Source organism: Tardiphaga sp., assembly GCF_044336785.1.
Classification (GTDB): Bacteria; Pseudomonadota; Alphaproteobacteria; order Rhizobiales; family Xanthobacteraceae; genus Tardiphaga.
Window position 1 is genome coordinate 1 of sequence record NZ_JBIIOT010000021.1, and the last position, 17,135, is coordinate 17,135.

Genomic DNA, 17,135 nt, shown 5'->3' on the forward strand with positions numbered 1-17,135 from the left:
GGTCATGATTGTAGTGTTCGACAAAGTCGCCGATCTGCCGTTCGAGATCACCGGGCAGATAGTAGTTGTCGAGCAGAATGCGGTTCTTCAGCGTCTGGTGCCAGCGCTCGATCTTGCCCTGGGTTTGAGGATGATACGGCGCGCCGCGTACATGCTGCATGTCCTTTCCCTTGAGCCACGTTGCCAGATCGTCCGCGACGTAACTCGATCCGTTGTCGCTGAGAAGTCGGGGCCGCTGTCTGACGTTGACGTGATCCAGACCAGAGGCTGCCAGCGCCCGATCGAGCGTGGCCGTGACGTCTGAGGCACACATCGTAGGACCAAGCCTCCAGGCGACAATGTAACGCGAGAAGTCGTCGAGCACCGTCGATAGTTAGTACCAACCCCAGCCAGTGATCTTGAGGTAGGTGAAGTCGGTCTGCCAGAGCTCGTTGATGGCGGTGGTTTTATCCTTGAACTCGTTCGCCGCCTTGATCACCACATAAGCCGGACTGGTGATTAGGTCGTGCGCCTTCAGCAGTCGATAGACCGAAGCCTCAGAGACAAAGTATTTTCTCTCGTCGGTGAACCGCACGGCCAACTCTCGCGGCGATAGTTGCGGAAGTTCCAGCGCCAGGTCGATGATCTGACCGCGGACGTCATCCGGGATACGATTCCAGACCCGATCCGGTCGAGAGCGGTGATCTGCCAGGGCCTCAATGCCGCCCTCGCGGAAGCGATCGTACCACCTATAAAATGTGGCACGGGGGATGCCGAGCTTGTCCAGCGTGCGTTTGGCCGGCAAGTGCGACTGCTCCACCAACGCGATGATCTCGGCTTTCTCGGACGCAGGGTGCCTCATGCCTCGTCCTCCCCATCCCCGTTCATGCTTTTTTTAAGCAGATGGTTTTCGAGGGTGAGGTCGGCGACAACCTCCTTCAAGGCCGAGGCCTCACGACGAAGGTCTTTAACTTCGCCGGAGGTGGCGGCGCGGGCCGTGTCGCCTGCCAATCGGCGCTTGCCAGCTTCCAGGAACTCCTTGGACCAGCCGTAATACATCGAGGCGGCAATGCCTTCGCGGCGGCAAAGCTCGGAGATGTTCTCCTCGCCACGCAGCCCCTCCAGCACAATGCGGATCTTCTCCTCCGCCGAATAATGCCGGCGTGTCTGCCGTCGGATGTCCTTCAGCACTTGTTCTGCCGACGCTTTGCCCGGCCCGGATTTCTGCTTCATCTTCGCTCCTTGCGGCTACGATGAACCAGAAATCCTCCCTTCGTGAAGTCCCTCAATTTGTCTCAAGAGTGCTGACGGGGAACAAAGGTGCCGTATACATTCTGGAGTTACTGGCGAAACCGCTTCGAGCGAGATGCCGGACTGCGGATCGACCATCTGTTGCTCGACCCTTCGCTTGCAGCGCGCCTGAGCAGCGCTGGCGTGGATCGATACGTGCGCGAGGCTCCGGAAGCAAGCGACCACGCGCCCGCATGGATCGTTCTGCGCTAGGCAATCGCTCGCGGAACACGACACCCTCCATGCCGTTGGCTATGAAACAAAGGAGCGTCTCATGAGCAACAAAACCCTGAGCGAAATCGCAAAGGACATGGCGGGTATCGATATCGCCATTCTCTCGACCCACACCGAGGGCGGCCAGATTGCCAACCGGCCAATGAGCAACAATGGCGACGTAACCTATAACGGGACGTCGTATTATTTCACCTACGAGCAGGCTCGCGTGGTCTCCGATATCGCACAGAATCCGAAGGTCGCTTTGGGATTTTCGTCCGAAGGCGGCATATTCTCTGATGGTGTCTATGTCGCGGTCGAAGGTGATGCCGAGCTCATTCGCGACAAGACGGCATTCAAACAGCATTGGACATCCGATCTCGACGAGTGGTTCGACCGCGGCGTAGACACGCCAGGCATTGTGCTCATCAAGGTGCGTGCGAAGCGCATTACGTATTGGAAGGGTCGGGAAGAAGGGGAAGTCACGCTTTAGCGAACAATTTCATTTCGGAAGCTTGATAGCCGTCGAAGATTTTTACGTCGGGCGGGGGGCTGACCGACATTAACGTGTCGGCAGCTCCGCTGGTCCGGGCTCGATTGGACTGTGCAGAGGGTTTTAGCCTGCTAGGCGCTACTTAAAGAGCCGCCGCGATGATCGTATCGTGCGCGACAACAACATTAAGAAACAAGCGCACGCGCTGGGAACGGGTCAGATTGCCACGCGTACCGATGCGTTGCTGTCGCGGCGAGAAACCGGCAAAATCGTCGCGTCCACCATCTCCGTTACGGCCGGTTGGCACCCAGCGCATGCAAGGTCCAACGAACAATGTCGGACTTGGTTCACCCCATTCGGAACTAGGGTATCCGGGCATCGTTCATCTTTCGGATCAAAACGGAGAAGGACGTATGAAGGGTCAAATTGTTTCCAACGACGATGGCGTAAAGACCCATGTGGTCGTGCTGGAAACGGGCGAGGAAGCATTTGAGACGCTCACGAAATATGTCAACGACGCCGGCATTGAAGCTGCCTCGGTGACGGCGATTGGCGCATTCGAGCGCGCGACGGTCGCATTCTATGAATACGAGAAAAAGAATTACAAAAATATCCCGGTCGCCGAAGCAAGCGAGGTTCTGAGTCTTCTCGGCGATGTCGCAGTAGATGATTCAGGCAAGGCCAGCCTGCATCTTCATGCGGTGCTTGGCTTGGCCGACGGATCTGTCCGCGGCGGGCACTTCGTTAAGGGCACGGTGCGGCCAACCCTCGAGGTTGTTGTGACGGAATCGCCAGCATGCCTGCGGCGCAAGAAAAGGGCCGAACTCGGCCTTGCTCTCATCGACCTTCAGGAGAGCCGCGCCTGAGCCATTCCTTGAATCTGTGATGTGTGTTTTCCGTACGGCTGTTGATGCTTCATGCCACAACGGTGGGCTTTGGCGGATGGGCCGTCCGGGGATGATAGTCGTGCAGATAGGTCCCAAGCGCGTTTGCGATGACGCCATCATCAGTGGCGGCTTTGAATAACATTTCCTGAGCCTCCGGAGGCAACTGAGGCCAAACCTTCAAAGCAGCACGTCCAAGTAGAATTGAAATCTGGATGTCGTCCATGGTGCATTCCCTGGTCGTGCTGCAGCGGATCCGGTCGGTCTTAAAGAACTTTGTCCAACGTTATCGGCAAATCGCGCACGCGCTTGCCTGTAGCATTGAAAATGGCATTGGCGACCGCCGCACCGACGCCAGTGATGCCGATCTCGCCGATCCCGCGCGCGCCCATCGGTGTGTGTGGGTCCGGCTCGTCGGTCCATATCACCTCGATCTCCGGCACATCCATATGAACCGGCACGTGATATTCGGCCAGCGACGGGTTCATGATGCGGCCTGATCGTTCATCGAACTGAGCTTCTTCCATCAGCGCCAGGCCGAGGCCCATGACAATACCTCCGCGGAACTGGCTCGCAGCCGTCTTCGGATTGATGATGCGGCCGCAATCGAACGAGCCTAGGAAGCGGCTTATCCTGATCTCCCCGGTCACAGTGTTGACGCGTGCTTCACAAAACATCGCGCCGTGGCTGTGCATCGACCAATGCTGGATTTCCATCGGCATCGGAGCCTCGGCTTCGACGGTGACTTCGTCGCGCTGCGCGCGTGACAGGATCGAAGAATAGCTCTCGCGCCGATCGGGATCGGCAAGGGCGCAAAGAGCTCCGTCCATGCCTCCAATCTCATTTGGCCTTAGACCAGCGAGCGGCGAGTCGTTGCCGGCGAGCTTCAACAGCTCGGTCAGGAGGGCACGATGCGCGGCTGCAACGCTGGCGCCAACCGCTGCGGTCTGCTGTGAGCCACCCGCGAGCACGACGCCTGGCAGCGTCGTGTCGCCATAGCGGAAATCGACCTGATCAAGCGACAGGCCAAGCCGGTCCGCTGCGACCTGCGTATGTGCGGTCGCAGTTCCCATGCCCATCTCATGCGCCGCCACGGACACAGTCGCGCGCCCATCGGAATGGACCGTCATCCGGGCCGCGCCGCCGGGCATGCGGTAGTAGGGATATGTCGCTGTCGCGCAACCGAGGCCGACCAGCCACTCGCCGTCCTGACAGGTCCGTGGCGTCGTGCTTCGCTCGTCCCAACCAAATTTGGCGGCACCAGTACGCCAAGCCTCGACGATTCCGCGTTGGGAGAATGGAAGACCCATGGTCGGGTCTTCCTTCGGCTCGTTGCGCAACCGAAGGGCGATCGGGTCGATGCCGAGCTCGGCCGCGAGTTCATCAATCGCGCTTTCGAGCGCAAAGGTGCCGACGGCCTCGCCGGGGGCACGCATGAATGTGTTGGCGACCATGTTGAGCTTCACAGTCTCAACCTCGAGCTTGAAGCTCTTGGCCGCGTAGAGGCTACGTGTGGCGACAATAAATGGTTCGGTCATCGTATTGTGCGGCGTCATGGCCGTCAGACCGGTATGGATGATGGCGTCGAATTCGCCATCCTGTTGGGCACCGATGGCGACGCGTTGCTCGGTGATCGCTCGACCGCCGACGGTGCGGAAGACGCCTTCGCGCGAGAGCACCACCCGCACCGGGCGTTTCGCCACTTTCGCAGCGGCGGCGGCCAGAATTTGATGGCGCCACAATGTCTTGCTGCCAAAACCACCGCCTACGAAAGGCGATGTGACCTGAACCTGTTTTTCGTCGATTCCGAATACCTTGGCCAAGGTCCAGGCCGCATGCGCGACCGCCTGCGTCGCGTCGTGAATGCGCAGTTCGTCGCCGTTCCAAACGAGCGTTGCCGCATGGAGCTCGATCGGGTTGTGATTGTGGCCAGGGGTCCGGTAAACGGCGTCGGTCTTGACGGGGGCAGCGGCAAACAGCTTCTCGGCATTCTTGATTTCAAGCTTGAGCGGCTCGCCCTGGAACTGGCCTGGCTCAGCACCCTTCGCACGTGCTTCTTCCAGCGAAGTAAACCCTGGCTCCGCCTCATAGCGTATACGGATCAGGGATTCCGCATAATCTGCCTGTTCCTGCGTCTCGGCCAGCACAACAGCTACGGGTTGCCCATTCCAATGGATGCGGTCGTCCTGCATCACCGCGAGATCATCGCCACTCGCCGCTTTTGCATCGGTGCCGAAAGCTGGTGCGTGATGAAGGCGTGGCGCATTCAGATGGGTCATGACGAGAACGACGCCCGGTGCGGCCTCTGCCTCGGTAGTGATGATCTCGGCGATGCGGCCGCGCGCAATGGTCGAGAAGTGGATCGCGGCATAAGTCAGGCCCTGCATGGGGTACTCGGCGGCGAATTTTGCCTGACCGGACACTTTCAACGGGCCGTCGATCCGGGAGACCGGCTTGCCAATGTGGCCATGCTTCGCATGGATCAGCGGATCCGGCTCACCGCCGGGCATCCAGCTGTCGGGAGCAAGCGCAATGCCTCTTTTCATTAAGGTCTGAACGGCGTCCTGAACCAGGCTCATTTTGCGGTCTCCTTGTTCGTCGCGAGCTTGACGAAGGCATCCACGATGACGCGCTTTGCCAGGTCGATCTTGAAGGCATTGTCATGCAGGCCCTTGGCCTCTGCCAGTTCGGCCTCGGCGGCGTCGCGAAAGGTGGCATCCGTTGCCGGTCGGCCTTCCAACGCCGCTTCTGCGGCGTGTGCACGCCAAGGCTTGTGGGCAACGCCGCCAAGCGCTAGCCGAGCGTCGCGGATGATCGAGCCGTCGAGCTCCAGCGCCGAGGCGACGGAGATCAGGGCAAACGCGTAACTCGCGCGGTCACGGACCTTGCGGTAATTCGAGCGCACGGCGAAGCCGTTGGCGGGCAGGATAACAGCTGTGATGAGGTCGCCCGGCACGAGCACGGTCTCGATCTCAGGCGTATCGCCTGGCAGACGATGCAAATCGGTCAATGACACCGTTCGCGCGCCGTTTTGACCCTGTATTTCGACCGACGCATCCAGCGCCGCAAGCGCGACGCACATATCCGATGGGTGGGTGGCGATGCAGTGCGACGAGGCGCCGAGGATTGCGTGATAGCGGTTAAAACCGCCAATGGCGTCACAACCGTCGCCGGGTTGCCGCTTGTTGCAGGCCGCTGCGTCATCATAGAAATATGCGCAGCGGGTTCGCTGCAGCACGTTGCCGCCGACCGTGGCCATGTTGCGGATCTGCGCCGACGCACCGGCGAGAATGGCCTGGCTCAGCATCGGATAGCGGTCTCGTACACGCCGATCCGCAGCGACCGCAGTGTTTGTCGCGCCGGCGCCGATCTTTAGGCCGCCGTCATCAAGATCTTCGATCTCGCCCGACAAGCTCGTGACATCCACCAGCAATGTCGGGCGGGCGATAGTCTCTCGCATGAGATCGACAAGATTGGTCCCGCCGCCGAGGAAACTGGCACCGGTGCGCCCGCCCAATGCGACGGCTTTTTGCGAGTCAGAGGCGCGCTCATAGAGGAAAGGGGTCATTTGGCGCGCTCCCGGGCTTCTGCCTTCGTGCTGCGCGCGCCAAATGTTTCACTGATGGCGTCCACAATCCCGTTGTAGGCACCACAGCGGCAGATATTTCCGCTCATGCGTTCGCGCAATTCGTCACTGGTGAGCTCGATGGTCTCGGCATGGAGGTCTTCGGTGACGTGGCTGGGAATGCCACGTTCGAGTTCGCTGGCCATACCGATCGCCGAGCAGATTTGCCCGGGCGTGCAATAACCGCACTGAAAACCGTCATGGGCGACGAAGGCTTCCTGCAATGGGTGCAGCGATCCGGGCGCGGACAGGCCCTCGATGGTCGTGATCGATCGCCCCTCATACTGAACGGCAAGGGCAAGGCAGCTATTGATGCGCTCGCCGTCAACGAGGACAGTGCATGCGCCGCACGCACCTTGGTTGCAGCCCTTTTTGGTGCCGGTGAGGTCGAGGTGATCACGCAGCAAATCCAGGAGCGACGTCCGGATATCGACCTCGGCTGCGAGCTGACGCCCATTGATTGTGAAACGCATGAGTGTCTCCGCTAAAACATATCGACGGCAGACATGCCGCTCTGCATCTGCAGAATAAGACGAAGATCGAGCAGCTCAGTTCCAGGGCAACGACCACAGGAGCGCTACGGCTGCTGCGGGATCGCGGCGTTGGCGTCGATCAACTGCTGATCCCTGAGCGCCGCCCAGAAATCAGGCGCAATCTTGGTTTGCATTGAATTGTAGTTTTCCGATACCTGCTGCGGGCTTCGTGCGCCCACCACCAACGCGACGGCCACATCGGGGGCGGCTGAGAACTGCAGTGCGGCGGTGCGCAGATCGACGCCGAAACGCGCCGCAACGGCGCGAATCTTTTCGCGTTTGTCGATGGCTGAGACAGGGATCTTGAAGTTCTCCGCACCGTAGTTGAAACGGCCGCTCCCCGACACGAAGCCAGCATTAAGCGCGGAACCGATGACGAGGGAGACCTTATTCTCGCGTACAGCTGGAAAGAGCTCGTTCACGGCCGTGGCATGATCGATTAATGAATACTGCCTCGCGCAGAGGCAAACATCGGGGTCAGCATCTTCGAGGACTTTCAAGATTGGCTCAGGTGTATTCACGCCGATGCCCCAGGCCCGAATGATTCCTTCGTCGCGCATTTTGGAGAGTGCCGGAAACGCGCCCTTGCGCGCGATTTCGTACTGCTCTTCCCAGCCATTCGGGAAGTATGCGAAGTCCGGCGAGATGTCGTGCACAAAGGCGATGTCCAGGGCATCCACACCGAGGCGCTGCAGGCTATCCTCGATTGAGCGGCGGACGCCATCGGCGGTGTAGTCAAACACCACGTCATTGGGGGAGTCGGAGAACGGGAAGATCTCCGCATGCCTGTTGGTCTTCGACGCCTTGAACAGTTTTCCGACTTTGGACGAGAGGATGTAGTCACTTCTATTCTTATTGTGGAGGAAATGGCCAAAGCGACGCTCGGAAAGGCCGAACCCGTACCATGGCGCGACATCGAAGTAGCGTATTCCAACGTCCCATGCCGCATCCAGAGTGGCTTCGGCTTCTTTGTCGGTATGTTTGTTAAACTCGTTTCCGAGTGAAACGCCGCCGAGGCCGAAGCGAAACTCGGGTTTGAAAATCTGCTGCGCACGATTGGGCATTGGTCGAGACCTTGAGTGAACATGAATATTTTGACGAGCCAGCCGTCACATTTAGGGCAGGGCAGGGACGATCAGGCCACAGGATCCGCCGATGAAATGCGGACCGGCACGCCTTTCGCTGCTGGCGTCTTCGACATCTTGTCGTGGTACCAGAGCGGAATTAGTGGATTGGCCTCCGGGTAGTAGGCACCGAGGCAACCACGCGGCAGATCGAACGGCGTGACCACAAGACCATCAAGACGCCGTTCGATTCCATCATCGGCATCAGAAAACAACGAGACCTTCTGTCCAGACACCAGATCGTGGCGCCGGATATCATCGGGGCACATCAGGAGCACGTCGCGCGTGCCTTCAATGCCGCGCAATCGGTCCGACATGCCATAAATGGTGGTGTTGAACTGATCGTTAGACCGCATGGTGATGAGGCGAAAACGACGATCCCTGTCTGGTACGCCCATCGACGTCAGCGACTGCGGACGCGTGAAGTCGGCCTTGCCGGATTTGGTCAGCCAGATGCGGTCGCGCACCTCGTTGCCGCGGTAAAAGCCGCCGGGCGTGAACATGCGCGCGTTGAAGTCCTTGAACTGATCGGGATAGGTTTCCTCGATTAGGTCTCGAACCTGGGCGTAATCGGCCGTCCAATCGTCCCAGGCCACGGCGGCATTGCTCGGCAGGGTCGCTTTTGCGATGCCTGCAACGATGGCAAGCTCGGACCGCAGCATAGCGCTGGCCGGCGCACGGTGGCCGCGGGATCCATGCACGCAGCTCAAGGAGTCTTCCATGGTCACGGTTTGCGGGCCTCCCGCCTGCTCGTCGATTTCCGACCGGCCGAGGCAGGGAAGGAGATAAGCGACACGACCGTTGATCAGATGGCTGCGATTGAGCTTGGTGGCAATCTGGACTGTCAGCTGCATGGTCGGCCAAGCAGCTTCCATGCGCTCCCGTTCCGGAATGGCGCGCAGGAAATTGCCGCCGAGTCCGATAAAGGCTTTCACGCTGCCGTCGAGAATGCCTTCGCAAACCTCGACTGTGTTACGGCCCTTGTCGCGGGGAGCCTTGAAGGAGAAACGTTTTTCGAGATGGTCGAGCGGCACCAGCTCGGGTTTTTCAGAGATGCCGACGGTACGCTGTCCCTGCACATTGGAATGCCCACGTACGGGCGAGATGCCTGCGCCTGGACGGCCAAGATTGCCGCGGAGCATCAGCAGGTTGACCAGCATTCCGATCGTCTGCGCGCCGTGAACATGCTGAGTGACACCCATACCGTAGACGCCGATCACATTATTGGCGTTGCAATAGATCTCCGCGGCTTCCGCAAGATCATCGCGGCTCAAGCCGGATTCGCGCTCGATATCCGCCCAATCGGACGCTGTCGCCTGGGTCACGAAGTCGTCGAAACCGTGCGTGTGTTCAGCGATGAACGCTGCATCGAGCACGCGTTGGCCCGCGCCATGGGCCAGTTCGTCCGCTGCAAGCACATGTTTGATAATGCCCATGATGGCGGCGATGTCACCGCCCGGACGGACTTGAAAATACAGGCTGGAGAGCTTGGTCGGCTTGCCGATTGTCATCTGAATCGGGTTTTGTGGATCGACGAATTCGATCAGGCCCTTTTCACGTACGGGATTGAAGGTGACGATCTTGCAGCCGCGCTCGACGGCATCCTTGAGGGTGTGCAGGAAACGAGGGCTATTCGAGCCGGTGTTCTGGCCAAAGAAAAACAGAGCGTCGCAATCGTTGAAATCCTTCAGAACGCAGGTGCCGACGGGAGAGCCGATGACCTTTTTTAGACCAACCGACGTGGTCTCGTGGCACATGTTCGAGCTGTCGGGCAGGTTGTTGTGGCCGTACAGGCGCGCGAACAGCGCGTAGAGATAGGCGGTTTCCAGGCTGGCACGCCCGGATGCGTAGAAGGTCGTCGATTTCGGATCGAGAGCCTTCAATTCTTCTCCGATAGCGGCAAAGGCATCGTCCCATCGCACCGGCACATATCTGTCGGTTTTCGGGTCGAGGCGCATCGGATGTGTAAGGCGCCCAGTCTGCTCAAGATCAAAATCGCTCCATCCGCGCAGCTCACTCACGCTGTGCTGTGCGAAGAAATCAGGATCGCAACGGCGTGACGTTAGTTCCCACAGCGTGGCCTTGGCGCCGTTTTCGCAAAACTCTAGTGGGTGCGGGTGCTCCGGTTTTGTCCACGCGCATGATACGCACATGAAACCGCCTGGCTTGTTTTGGCGGGCGAGCGTTTCCAGCGCGGCGGGCGTCGCCCATTCCTTGCCGAACACGCTTGCAATGCCGCGGAGCGAGCCCCAGCCGCCGGATGGACCGTCATAAGCAACTTCTTCAAGAGAGGAATCTTCCATGGGCGCGTGCTTCCGGGTCAATGCCGGTGACTCAGGCTGGGTGCCGGCTGGTCCGGCCGCGAGGCGCTTTCAGCTTCCGAAAGTGAGGCGGATGGTTCATGGAAAGGACAACCATTGAAGCGCGAGCGAAATTCCGCGGAATGGCGGTAGGGTGCGCGGCGGGCGCGATTGATATTGCCAAGCGACTGATGTGCGGTGATGCCGGTCCAGACGCTGAAACGCATCTTTTCATCCACCGCCTGAACGAGTTCGGGGCTCCAGCTATCCTGCGGGCGCACGTGGATTGTTGCCACACGCTGAAACGGAGCGTTCTGCTCGTCCCATTTCACCGTCGGATCTTCGACGGGCTGCTTTTCTAAATCGCGGCAGAGCTGCACGCGAAACTCCCAAGTACCGTCGATCGCATGCATTTCCTGCTGCACGGTTTCGCGGATCGCATTTGGGCGGTCCGATGCGTCGATAATCTTGCCGGTACGTTCGGTCAGCGATGGCGATATGGGAGCAATCGAAAACTTGGCGATGTAGTCGCCATAGCGGAATGGCGTCGTGCTGTAATAGGTCTCACCCAGTGGGTCCACATTCGGGGCACCACCGAGGGAGTTGACTGCGGGACTTTCGATGCCGACAGCACCCAATGCTGCATTGACGCCGCGCAGGACCGCGGAGAGCGTCTGTTTGGTGCCTTCGAGACGGTCGGTCGTTTTGGCCAGAAGTTTCAGGTTGCCAAGGAATTTGTCAGCCGTCGGGGCCTGGAAGATCGGCCCATTGACCATGACGAAGTCCTGGGTTTCGCCTTCGGCGCCGGGAAGGCGTTCGCCGCCGACATCGAGCACCTTCATCGCAAGTCCGCGAGGCAGGCTAATGTCGTCGGGAAGGATATCGCCGGCGTTTGTGGATAGCCGCAAATAGACTTGGTGCTTGCCCGTGGTAGCAAACAGACCTTGGGCAAGTTCCGGCGCGAGTCCATCGTCCACGACCATTTCGCCGATGAGAATACCGTGCGACTTCGCGTGGACGGATCTGACTGCGTGCCCGTAGTCTTTCGATGTTCGGTCAAGGATCACATCGAAGGTCTCGATCAATCCCTGAACTGTTTCCTGCTCGTCCGGCTGGATGGTTTCAACATTAGCGGTGAAGCGCAGCGGCGGGCCCAGGGTCATCGAACACTCCATCAGGCGAGCCGATGGGCTCACTTTATGTGGAGCAAACGCCGGAAACTTAAGAAGGTTTCTAGATTGCGTGACAGACGCGAACTTTCCATGAGTAGCGATGTCAGCGGCAGCGATTGTTGCACTACCGAGGTGAGGAACACCCTATGACAAACCCGGATATCCAGCTGATTTGAGAAGGCGAGCGAGATGCGCGGCATTCGAAGCGAGCATCGAGGTGGTCTGGACTGTCTTTTCAAAGGGCTTTTGAAGGTCGTTGTAATCGACCGATGCCATCGCTTCACCGACCCAATAAGTCCCGCCGCCCGCCGGAATCGTAAAGCCGACATCGTTGAGCGCTTGAAAAATCTCCGCATGCGAATGATGGGCACCGTCTTCATTGCCAACCACGGCGGCGATGGCGATTTTGCCAAAGGAAGGCATGCGGCCGTTGTCGTCCGTCTCTTGCAGGAAAGCGTCCATGCGTTCGAGGACGCGCTTAGCTACGCTTGATGGCTGGCCAAGCCAGATTGGGGGACCGATGATGAGAATGTCCGCCGCAAGAACTTGTGCACGCAGCGCTGGCCAGTCGTCACCTTTGCCTTCGTCTGATCTTACGCCTGGCAGGATATTGTAGTTTGCCGCGCGAATCGATGTGCCGGTCACGCCGTGAGCCTTTAATGCCTCGAGCAACTCGCCGATAAGCTTCTCGGTCGAGGAAGGGGCGTTACCGCTTTTCAGCGTGCAGTTGAAGGCCAATGCGGTGAGAGCAGTATCAGTCATGCAGATCTCACGATGGTCAACGTGTCGGGGGTGCTCGAACTTCACCATCAAGAAGAACGAAGCCGCGCTTTGGGCGCGGCTTCGATGATTACTTCTTCATTCCGTCTTTGGACATTCCGTCCTTCGCCATGCCGTCTTTCTTCATACCGGTGGTTCCCGACATCCCATCTTTCTTCATCGAGTCCTGGCGATCAACAGCTGTGCCGGTGCTGGTCGTTCCTGGTTGATTGACGCCGGCGCCGGTCGAGCTGGGCTGTGGAGCGCTCGGATTTGCGCCCGACTGGGCGAACGAAGCAGATGCTGTGAGACCAAGAATTGCGACTGCGGTAATGAATGTCTTCATATTGTTGTTCCTCCGGGCGAGATGCCGCCGCTTTAAGTCGCAGCTAGAAGCGTCGTTCCGTTTCACTGCCACATTTGGAAATTGAATTTCGTGATCAGGTCGATTCACGGGATGTTGGGTTTGCAGTCGAGTTGCTCAACGCAGAGAGCATGGACATGCCCGGATGATGACCGCAGCGCACAGCCCGGAGGCATCAGAAGTGCTGATCAGCCGGTGGTGGCCAAGGAGACGACGAACAATCATAGAAGCGCGGAATAGGTTTGAGCTGCGCGCGGCAGTCCCGGCGTGGCGATGTGGCGATCGAAATCATGATCCCACCGCTTGATCTGCGGCTTCACGGGCTTTCTGGCCGGTTTTTTTGACGGTCTTTTCTCCGACCTTTTCAGCGGCCGCCCGTGCCTCGCATTTGGTGCGGATGTCTTCGAGCTCCTCATCGGTAAGATGCTCGATGCCTACGAAGGAGTTGTGGGCAGCGCTTGTCCGGATCAGTTCGTCTAGCTTGACCTGGATGGCGGCGCTGTCGCGGTTTTGAGAGTTCTGGATCAGGAACACCATCAAGAAAGTGACGATCGTCGTCCCGGTATTGATGACGAGTTGCCAGGTGTCGGAATACCCGAAAAATGGACCTGACACGGCCCAGACCACCACAACGGTCAATGCGATCACGAAGGTCGATGCCCGCCCAGCGAGGAGCGATGTTTTATTGGCGAGATCTCCAAAGAACCGCGCAAAACCCTGCACATGTTGATCTCTTGCGCCGTCGGGCATAACTGTGTCCTCTTCTAGGGTGCGACATTCGACCACATGCGAGGCAGGCAAGGAAGGTAATTTTTCACCTCGCAATGTCGGGTGGGCGACTTCGGCACTCGTTGGCCCTTGTTAGTTTCGAGATTTGAGCGGGAGATACGATGCCGATCACAAAGCCCTGGACCCCAGATGATGTCGCTAAACTCACTGCCTTGGCTGAGACGGGCGCCAGCTTGATGCGAGCCAGCGCGGCGTTGGGCAGGAAGACATCCGCGGTGCAAAAGAAGGCGCGAGAAATCGGCAGGCCACTCGCTGGCGTCCGAAAGATCAAAGCAGGCCTACGCGCCAGTGGAGTTATCGACACTAGACAGAAATAGTGTGTCGCCTGGATCGGTCTCAGGCAGTGACAAGATGCCGATTGTCATGTGCTATCAGGCGTGCGGTGATTTCGATGATGGTCTGCGATAGCTTGGATATCGTCCTGAATTTGAGGCGCGAGAAGTGATCGACAAATCGGCGGAACGCACACTGCGCGACCGTGAGAATGAGCTTGCCGAAGTTCAGCGGATAGCGAAGGTCGGCGGGGTTCTCGTCGATCTGAGAGACGGTTTCAAAAATCGGCGCTCGCCAGAATATTTGGCGATCCACGGGCTGCCGGCGGATGCTGTCAACGAGAGCCACGAAGACTGGGTGAGGCGCTTGCACCCGGACGATCGCGAGCGTGCTGAGATCCAGTTTCTCGACGTACTACGCGGCGAGGCGGAGCGTTATTCATCCGAGTATCGCATCATTCGTCCTAACGATGGCGAGGTTCGCTGGATCGCCGCGGAAGGCCGGATCGAGAGGGATGCGGAAGGGCGCGCAATTCGTATGATTGGCGCGCATATCGATATTACTGAACGTGCCCTCTCTCGCGAAATGTTGAGAGAAAGCGAGGAGCGTTTCAGGCTGATCGCCGATAGTGCTCCCGTGCCGATCTGGGTTACCCAGATGGACCGGACAAGAAGTTTCGCCAACCGCGCCTACGTCGAGTTTGTCGGCGTTCCTTACGAACAGGCGCTCGCCTTCGATTGGCGCACGATCTTGCATTCAGATGACATCGAACGCGTCGTGAAAGAAAGCATTGCGGGCGAGGCGTCCTTAAAGCCGTTTGTCTTGGAGGCACGCTATCGACGTTCCGATGGCGAGCTCCGATGGATACGTTCGGAATCGCAACCCCGTTGGGATCCGGCTGGCAGGCACATCGGGTTCATAGGCGTGGCACACGATATTACGGCCGCGAAGCAAGCCGAGATCGACCTGCGCAGTGTCAATGACCGTCTCGAAACGTTGGTTGGCGACCGTACAAGCCAACTTCGCGCTCGTGAATCTCAGCTTCGCGCAATTCTTGAGACAACGAACCAGCATCACGGCTTGCTCGATCGGGCCGGACGGCTGTTATATGCCAACGCCACCGCGCTGACGGCTGCGAATGTCGCCCTTGAGGGCGTCGTCGGCAGGGCGTTTTGGGAAGGCCCATGGTTCACGGCAACGCCGGGGGCCGCTGAAGTCGTCGAGCGTGCGTTCAATGTAGCTATTGGTGGGAAGACTGCGCGGAGCGAGATTGAACTCCAGCTGCCTGTCGGGAGCCGAAGCTTTGACCTTGCGCTGCGACCTGTGAGCGACGAGACCGGCCAGATCACAGCGGTTCTTGCCGAAGCAGTCGATACGACGGATCGGCGTTTGAATGAGGAAGCTCTGCGACAGGCCCAGAAGATGGAGGCCGTAGGCCAGCTGACTGGCGGCGTTGCCCACGACTTCAACAATCTACTCACCATTATCAGGTCGGCGACTGATTTCCTTCGTCGTCGTGATCTTCCGGAAGAACGGAGACGTCGCTACGTTGATGCGATTTCGGATACGACTGATCGTGCGTCGCGCCTGACAGGTCAACTTTTGGCGTTTGCGCGACGACAGCCATTGGCGCCCGTGACGTTTGACGTAGCTGCCCAAGTGGCGAGCATCGCCAATCTGATCCGACCGCTTGTCGGCAGTCGCATCAATATCGAGGTGGACGCCTCGCCTGAAGAGCTGTTCGCCAATGCGGACGTCGGTCAATTTGAAACGACGCTGGTCAACCTTGCAGTCAATGCCCGAGATGCCATGAACGGCGAAGGGCGCCTTCTCGTATCGGCATATCCTGCAAACGAGATTCCTGCTGTCCGATCGCATGGGGCCAAGCCAGGCGACTTTGTGGCCGTTTCGATTGAGGACTCTGGAACCGGAATTGCGGCCGAGCTGCTGCAGACGATCTTCGAGCCTTTCTTCACGACAAAGGAAGTCGGTCGCGGAACGGGGCTCGGACTCAGTCAGGTCTTTGGATTCGCCAAGCAGTCCGGCGGTGACATCTTGGTCAACAGCAAGTTGGGAGAGGGGACCGTCTTCACACTATATCTCCCGCGCTCTCAAGCTCTCTCTGTAGCACCTCCTGCGACTGCTCAGCGAGCCGATCCGGCGAGCGGTGTAGGCCACCGAATTCTTGTCGTCGAAGATAATGCGGATGTGGGGACTTTCTCGACCGAGTTGCTCGAAGATCTGGGTTACGTGACGGAGTGGGCAAGGTCTGCCGATGCTGCTCTCGATCTGCTTGCCAAAGACGAGTTTGTATTCGATCTCGTCTTTTCCGACGTGATCATGCCTGGAATGAATGGCGTCGAACTTGCGACAGTAGTTCGGAATAGATATCCGGGATTGCCTGTCGTCCTAACGTCGGGCTACAGCAGCGTTCTGGCAGAAAACGCGCATCGGGGCTTCGAGCTTGTTCAAAAACCGTATTCGGTAGAGGTTTTGTCTCGTGTTCTTCGGCGCTCGATTGCGGACCGGCGCGGTATGACCGCCGTCTCCAATGGAGAAGCATGAGCAGTTGCGATCGGGGAATTCCGACGTCGTCAGGCTAGTGTCTACTAGCTACGTCCAGAGCGGTCAGCATGTCGGTCGATAGATAGGGTTTTGGCAGGAACACCGAATTCGATGGCATTTCACCAGCAACCGGACGGTGTTTGCCACTCGCCACTACGATGCTGAGCGGCGGCCACCGATCTTTGACAACGGCTGCCAAACGCAGACCATCCATAGAACCCGGCATATCGATGTCGGTAAAAAGCAGATCGACATCTTCAGTATGTTCTAGGGTATCGATCGCTTCATCTGCTGATGCCGCTGTTAACACCGAGTGACCGGCGTCACGCAAAGCATCTTCAACCCACATCATGATGAGGAAATCGTCCTCAACAACCAAGATCTTCATTCATTCCCCCCTCCATCCCGTCACCAGAACCGGATTATTTGGGCATCGTTCCAGTTTCAGGTGTTTTTTGTCGCGGCACACCTCTTAAGGGAACCCATCATGGTTATGCGCGGGTACTTCTAACGGCACAGAAATGTCCCGCCTCGTTGTTCTGAAACGCCCGCACAAACTCTGCGTTAGAGAACGTCCTCTTGGGTATAGCTATTCTGAAGGGTATTATTTTACGTGAGCACTGGCGAATTGCATTCTTGGAGCCGTGAAAATCTGGAGGCCGAAGTGGCTCTACTGCGCGCTGCGCTGATTGAGGCAGGCGTTGATCCTTCGCACTTCAAAGGTAGGTTTATGGGAGTTAGTTCCCAGTGTGATGGGGACGTGGCGGAAACA

15 protein-coding genes and 2 pseudogenes are annotated in these 17,135 nt (G+C 58.4%); 4 read left to right on the forward strand and 13 right to left on the reverse strand.

What is annotated here, in order from left to right:
• Positions 1-1,212 (reverse strand): annotated as a pseudogene (locus ACIQ2A_RS08805) (IS3 family transposase); the annotation flags it as partial.
• Between the two features lie 93 nt (positions 1,213-1,305).
• On the opposite strand from ACIQ2A_RS08805, the pseudogene ACIQ2A_RS08810 reads away from it, so the two are divergent.
• Positions 1,306-1,482: pseudogene (locus ACIQ2A_RS08810) on the forward strand (exodeoxyribonuclease III); the annotation flags it as partial.
• Positions 1,483-1,543: 61 nt separating this feature from the next.
• Positions 1,544-1,975 (forward strand): pyridoxamine 5'-phosphate oxidase family protein, encoded by a 432-nt coding sequence (locus tag ACIQ2A_RS08815; RefSeq protein ID WP_398477976.1) that lies wholly within the window; start codon positions 1,544-1,546, stop codon positions 1,973-1,975.
• A gap of 142 nt (positions 1,976-2,117) precedes the next feature.
• On the opposite strand, the gene ACIQ2A_RS08820 is transcribed toward ACIQ2A_RS08815, so the two are convergent.
• Positions 2,118-2,291: a hypothetical protein gene (locus ACIQ2A_RS08820; protein ID WP_398477978.1), complete on the reverse strand. Its 174-nt coding sequence runs from the start codon at positions 2,289-2,291 to the stop codon at positions 2,118-2,120.
• Between the two features lie 97 nt (positions 2,292-2,388).
• Here ACIQ2A_RS08820 and ACIQ2A_RS08825 point away from each other — a divergent pair, with 97 nt between their 5' ends.
• Positions 2,389-2,841 (forward strand): PPC domain-containing DNA-binding protein, encoded by a 453-nt coding sequence (locus ACIQ2A_RS08825; protein WP_398477980.1) that lies wholly within the window; start codon positions 2,389-2,391, stop codon positions 2,839-2,841.
• A 49-nt stretch (positions 2,842-2,890) separates the two neighbouring features.
• On the opposite strand, the gene ACIQ2A_RS08830 is transcribed toward ACIQ2A_RS08825, so the two are convergent.
• The 10 genes from ACIQ2A_RS08830 to ACIQ2A_RS08875 form a co-directional block, all read right to left on the reverse strand.
• Positions 2,891-3,085 (reverse strand): hypothetical protein, encoded by a 195-nt coding sequence (locus ACIQ2A_RS08830; RefSeq protein WP_398477982.1) that lies wholly within the window; start codon positions 3,083-3,085, stop codon positions 2,891-2,893.
• Between the two features lie 40 nt (positions 3,086-3,125).
• Positions 3,126-5,438 (reverse strand): xanthine dehydrogenase family protein molybdopterin-binding subunit, encoded by a 2,313-nt coding sequence (locus tag ACIQ2A_RS08835; RefSeq protein ID WP_398477985.1) that lies wholly within the window; start codon positions 5,436-5,438, stop codon positions 3,126-3,128.
• Positions 5,435-6,427: an FAD binding domain-containing protein gene (locus tag ACIQ2A_RS08840; protein ID WP_398477987.1), complete on the reverse strand. Its 993-nt coding sequence runs from the start codon at positions 6,425-6,427 to the stop codon at positions 5,435-5,437. The genes ACIQ2A_RS08835 and ACIQ2A_RS08840 overlap by 4 nt, the downstream gene beginning before the upstream one ends.
• Entirely contained in the window at positions 6,424-6,957 is a 534-nt protein-coding gene (locus tag ACIQ2A_RS08845) for a 2Fe-2S iron-sulfur cluster-binding protein (protein WP_398477989.1), read from the reverse strand. The genes ACIQ2A_RS08840 and ACIQ2A_RS08845 overlap by 4 nt, the downstream gene beginning before the upstream one ends.
• A gap of 104 nt (positions 6,958-7,061) precedes the next feature.
• A complete protein-coding gene (locus ACIQ2A_RS08850) occupies positions 7,062-8,081 on the reverse strand; it encodes an aldo/keto reductase (RefSeq protein WP_398477991.1) in 1,020 nt (339 codons plus the stop codon).
• Positions 8,082-8,152: 71 nt separating this feature from the next.
• A complete protein-coding gene (locus ACIQ2A_RS08855; protein WP_398477993.1) occupies positions 8,153-10,444 on the reverse strand; it encodes an FdhF/YdeP family oxidoreductase in 2,292 nt (763 codons plus the stop codon).
• Positions 10,445-10,461: 17 nt separating this feature from the next.
• Positions 10,462-11,604, reverse strand: a complete 1,143-nt coding sequence (locus ACIQ2A_RS08860; RefSeq protein ID WP_398477995.1) for a catalase family protein — start codon at positions 11,602-11,604, stop codon at positions 10,462-10,464.
• A gap of 153 nt (positions 11,605-11,757) precedes the next feature.
• Positions 11,758-12,375: a flavodoxin family protein gene (locus tag ACIQ2A_RS08865; RefSeq protein WP_398477997.1), complete on the reverse strand. Its 618-nt coding sequence runs from the start codon at positions 12,373-12,375 to the stop codon at positions 11,758-11,760.
• Between the two features lie 88 nt (positions 12,376-12,463).
• Complete coding sequence (locus ACIQ2A_RS08870; protein WP_398477999.1) at positions 12,464-12,718, reverse strand: hypothetical protein; 255 nt, start codon at positions 12,716-12,718, stop codon at positions 12,464-12,466.
• Positions 12,719-13,024: 306 nt separating this feature from the next.
• Entirely contained in the window at positions 13,025-13,486 is a 462-nt protein-coding gene (locus tag ACIQ2A_RS08875) for a low affinity iron permease family protein (protein WP_398478001.1), read from the reverse strand.
• Positions 13,487-13,966: 480 nt separating this feature from the next.
• On the opposite strand from ACIQ2A_RS08875, the gene ACIQ2A_RS08880 reads away from it, so the two are divergent.
• Positions 13,967-16,363, forward strand: coding sequence for a PAS domain S-box protein (locus ACIQ2A_RS08880; RefSeq protein WP_398478003.1), 2,397 nt, complete (start codon positions 13,967-13,969; stop codon positions 16,361-16,363).
• Between the two features lie 34 nt (positions 16,364-16,397).
• On the opposite strand, the gene ACIQ2A_RS08885 is transcribed toward ACIQ2A_RS08880, so the two are convergent.
• A complete protein-coding gene (locus ACIQ2A_RS08885) occupies positions 16,398-16,751 on the reverse strand; it encodes a response regulator (RefSeq protein ID WP_398478005.1) in 354 nt (117 codons plus the stop codon).
• Between the last annotated feature and the right edge of the window lie 384 nt (positions 16,752-17,135).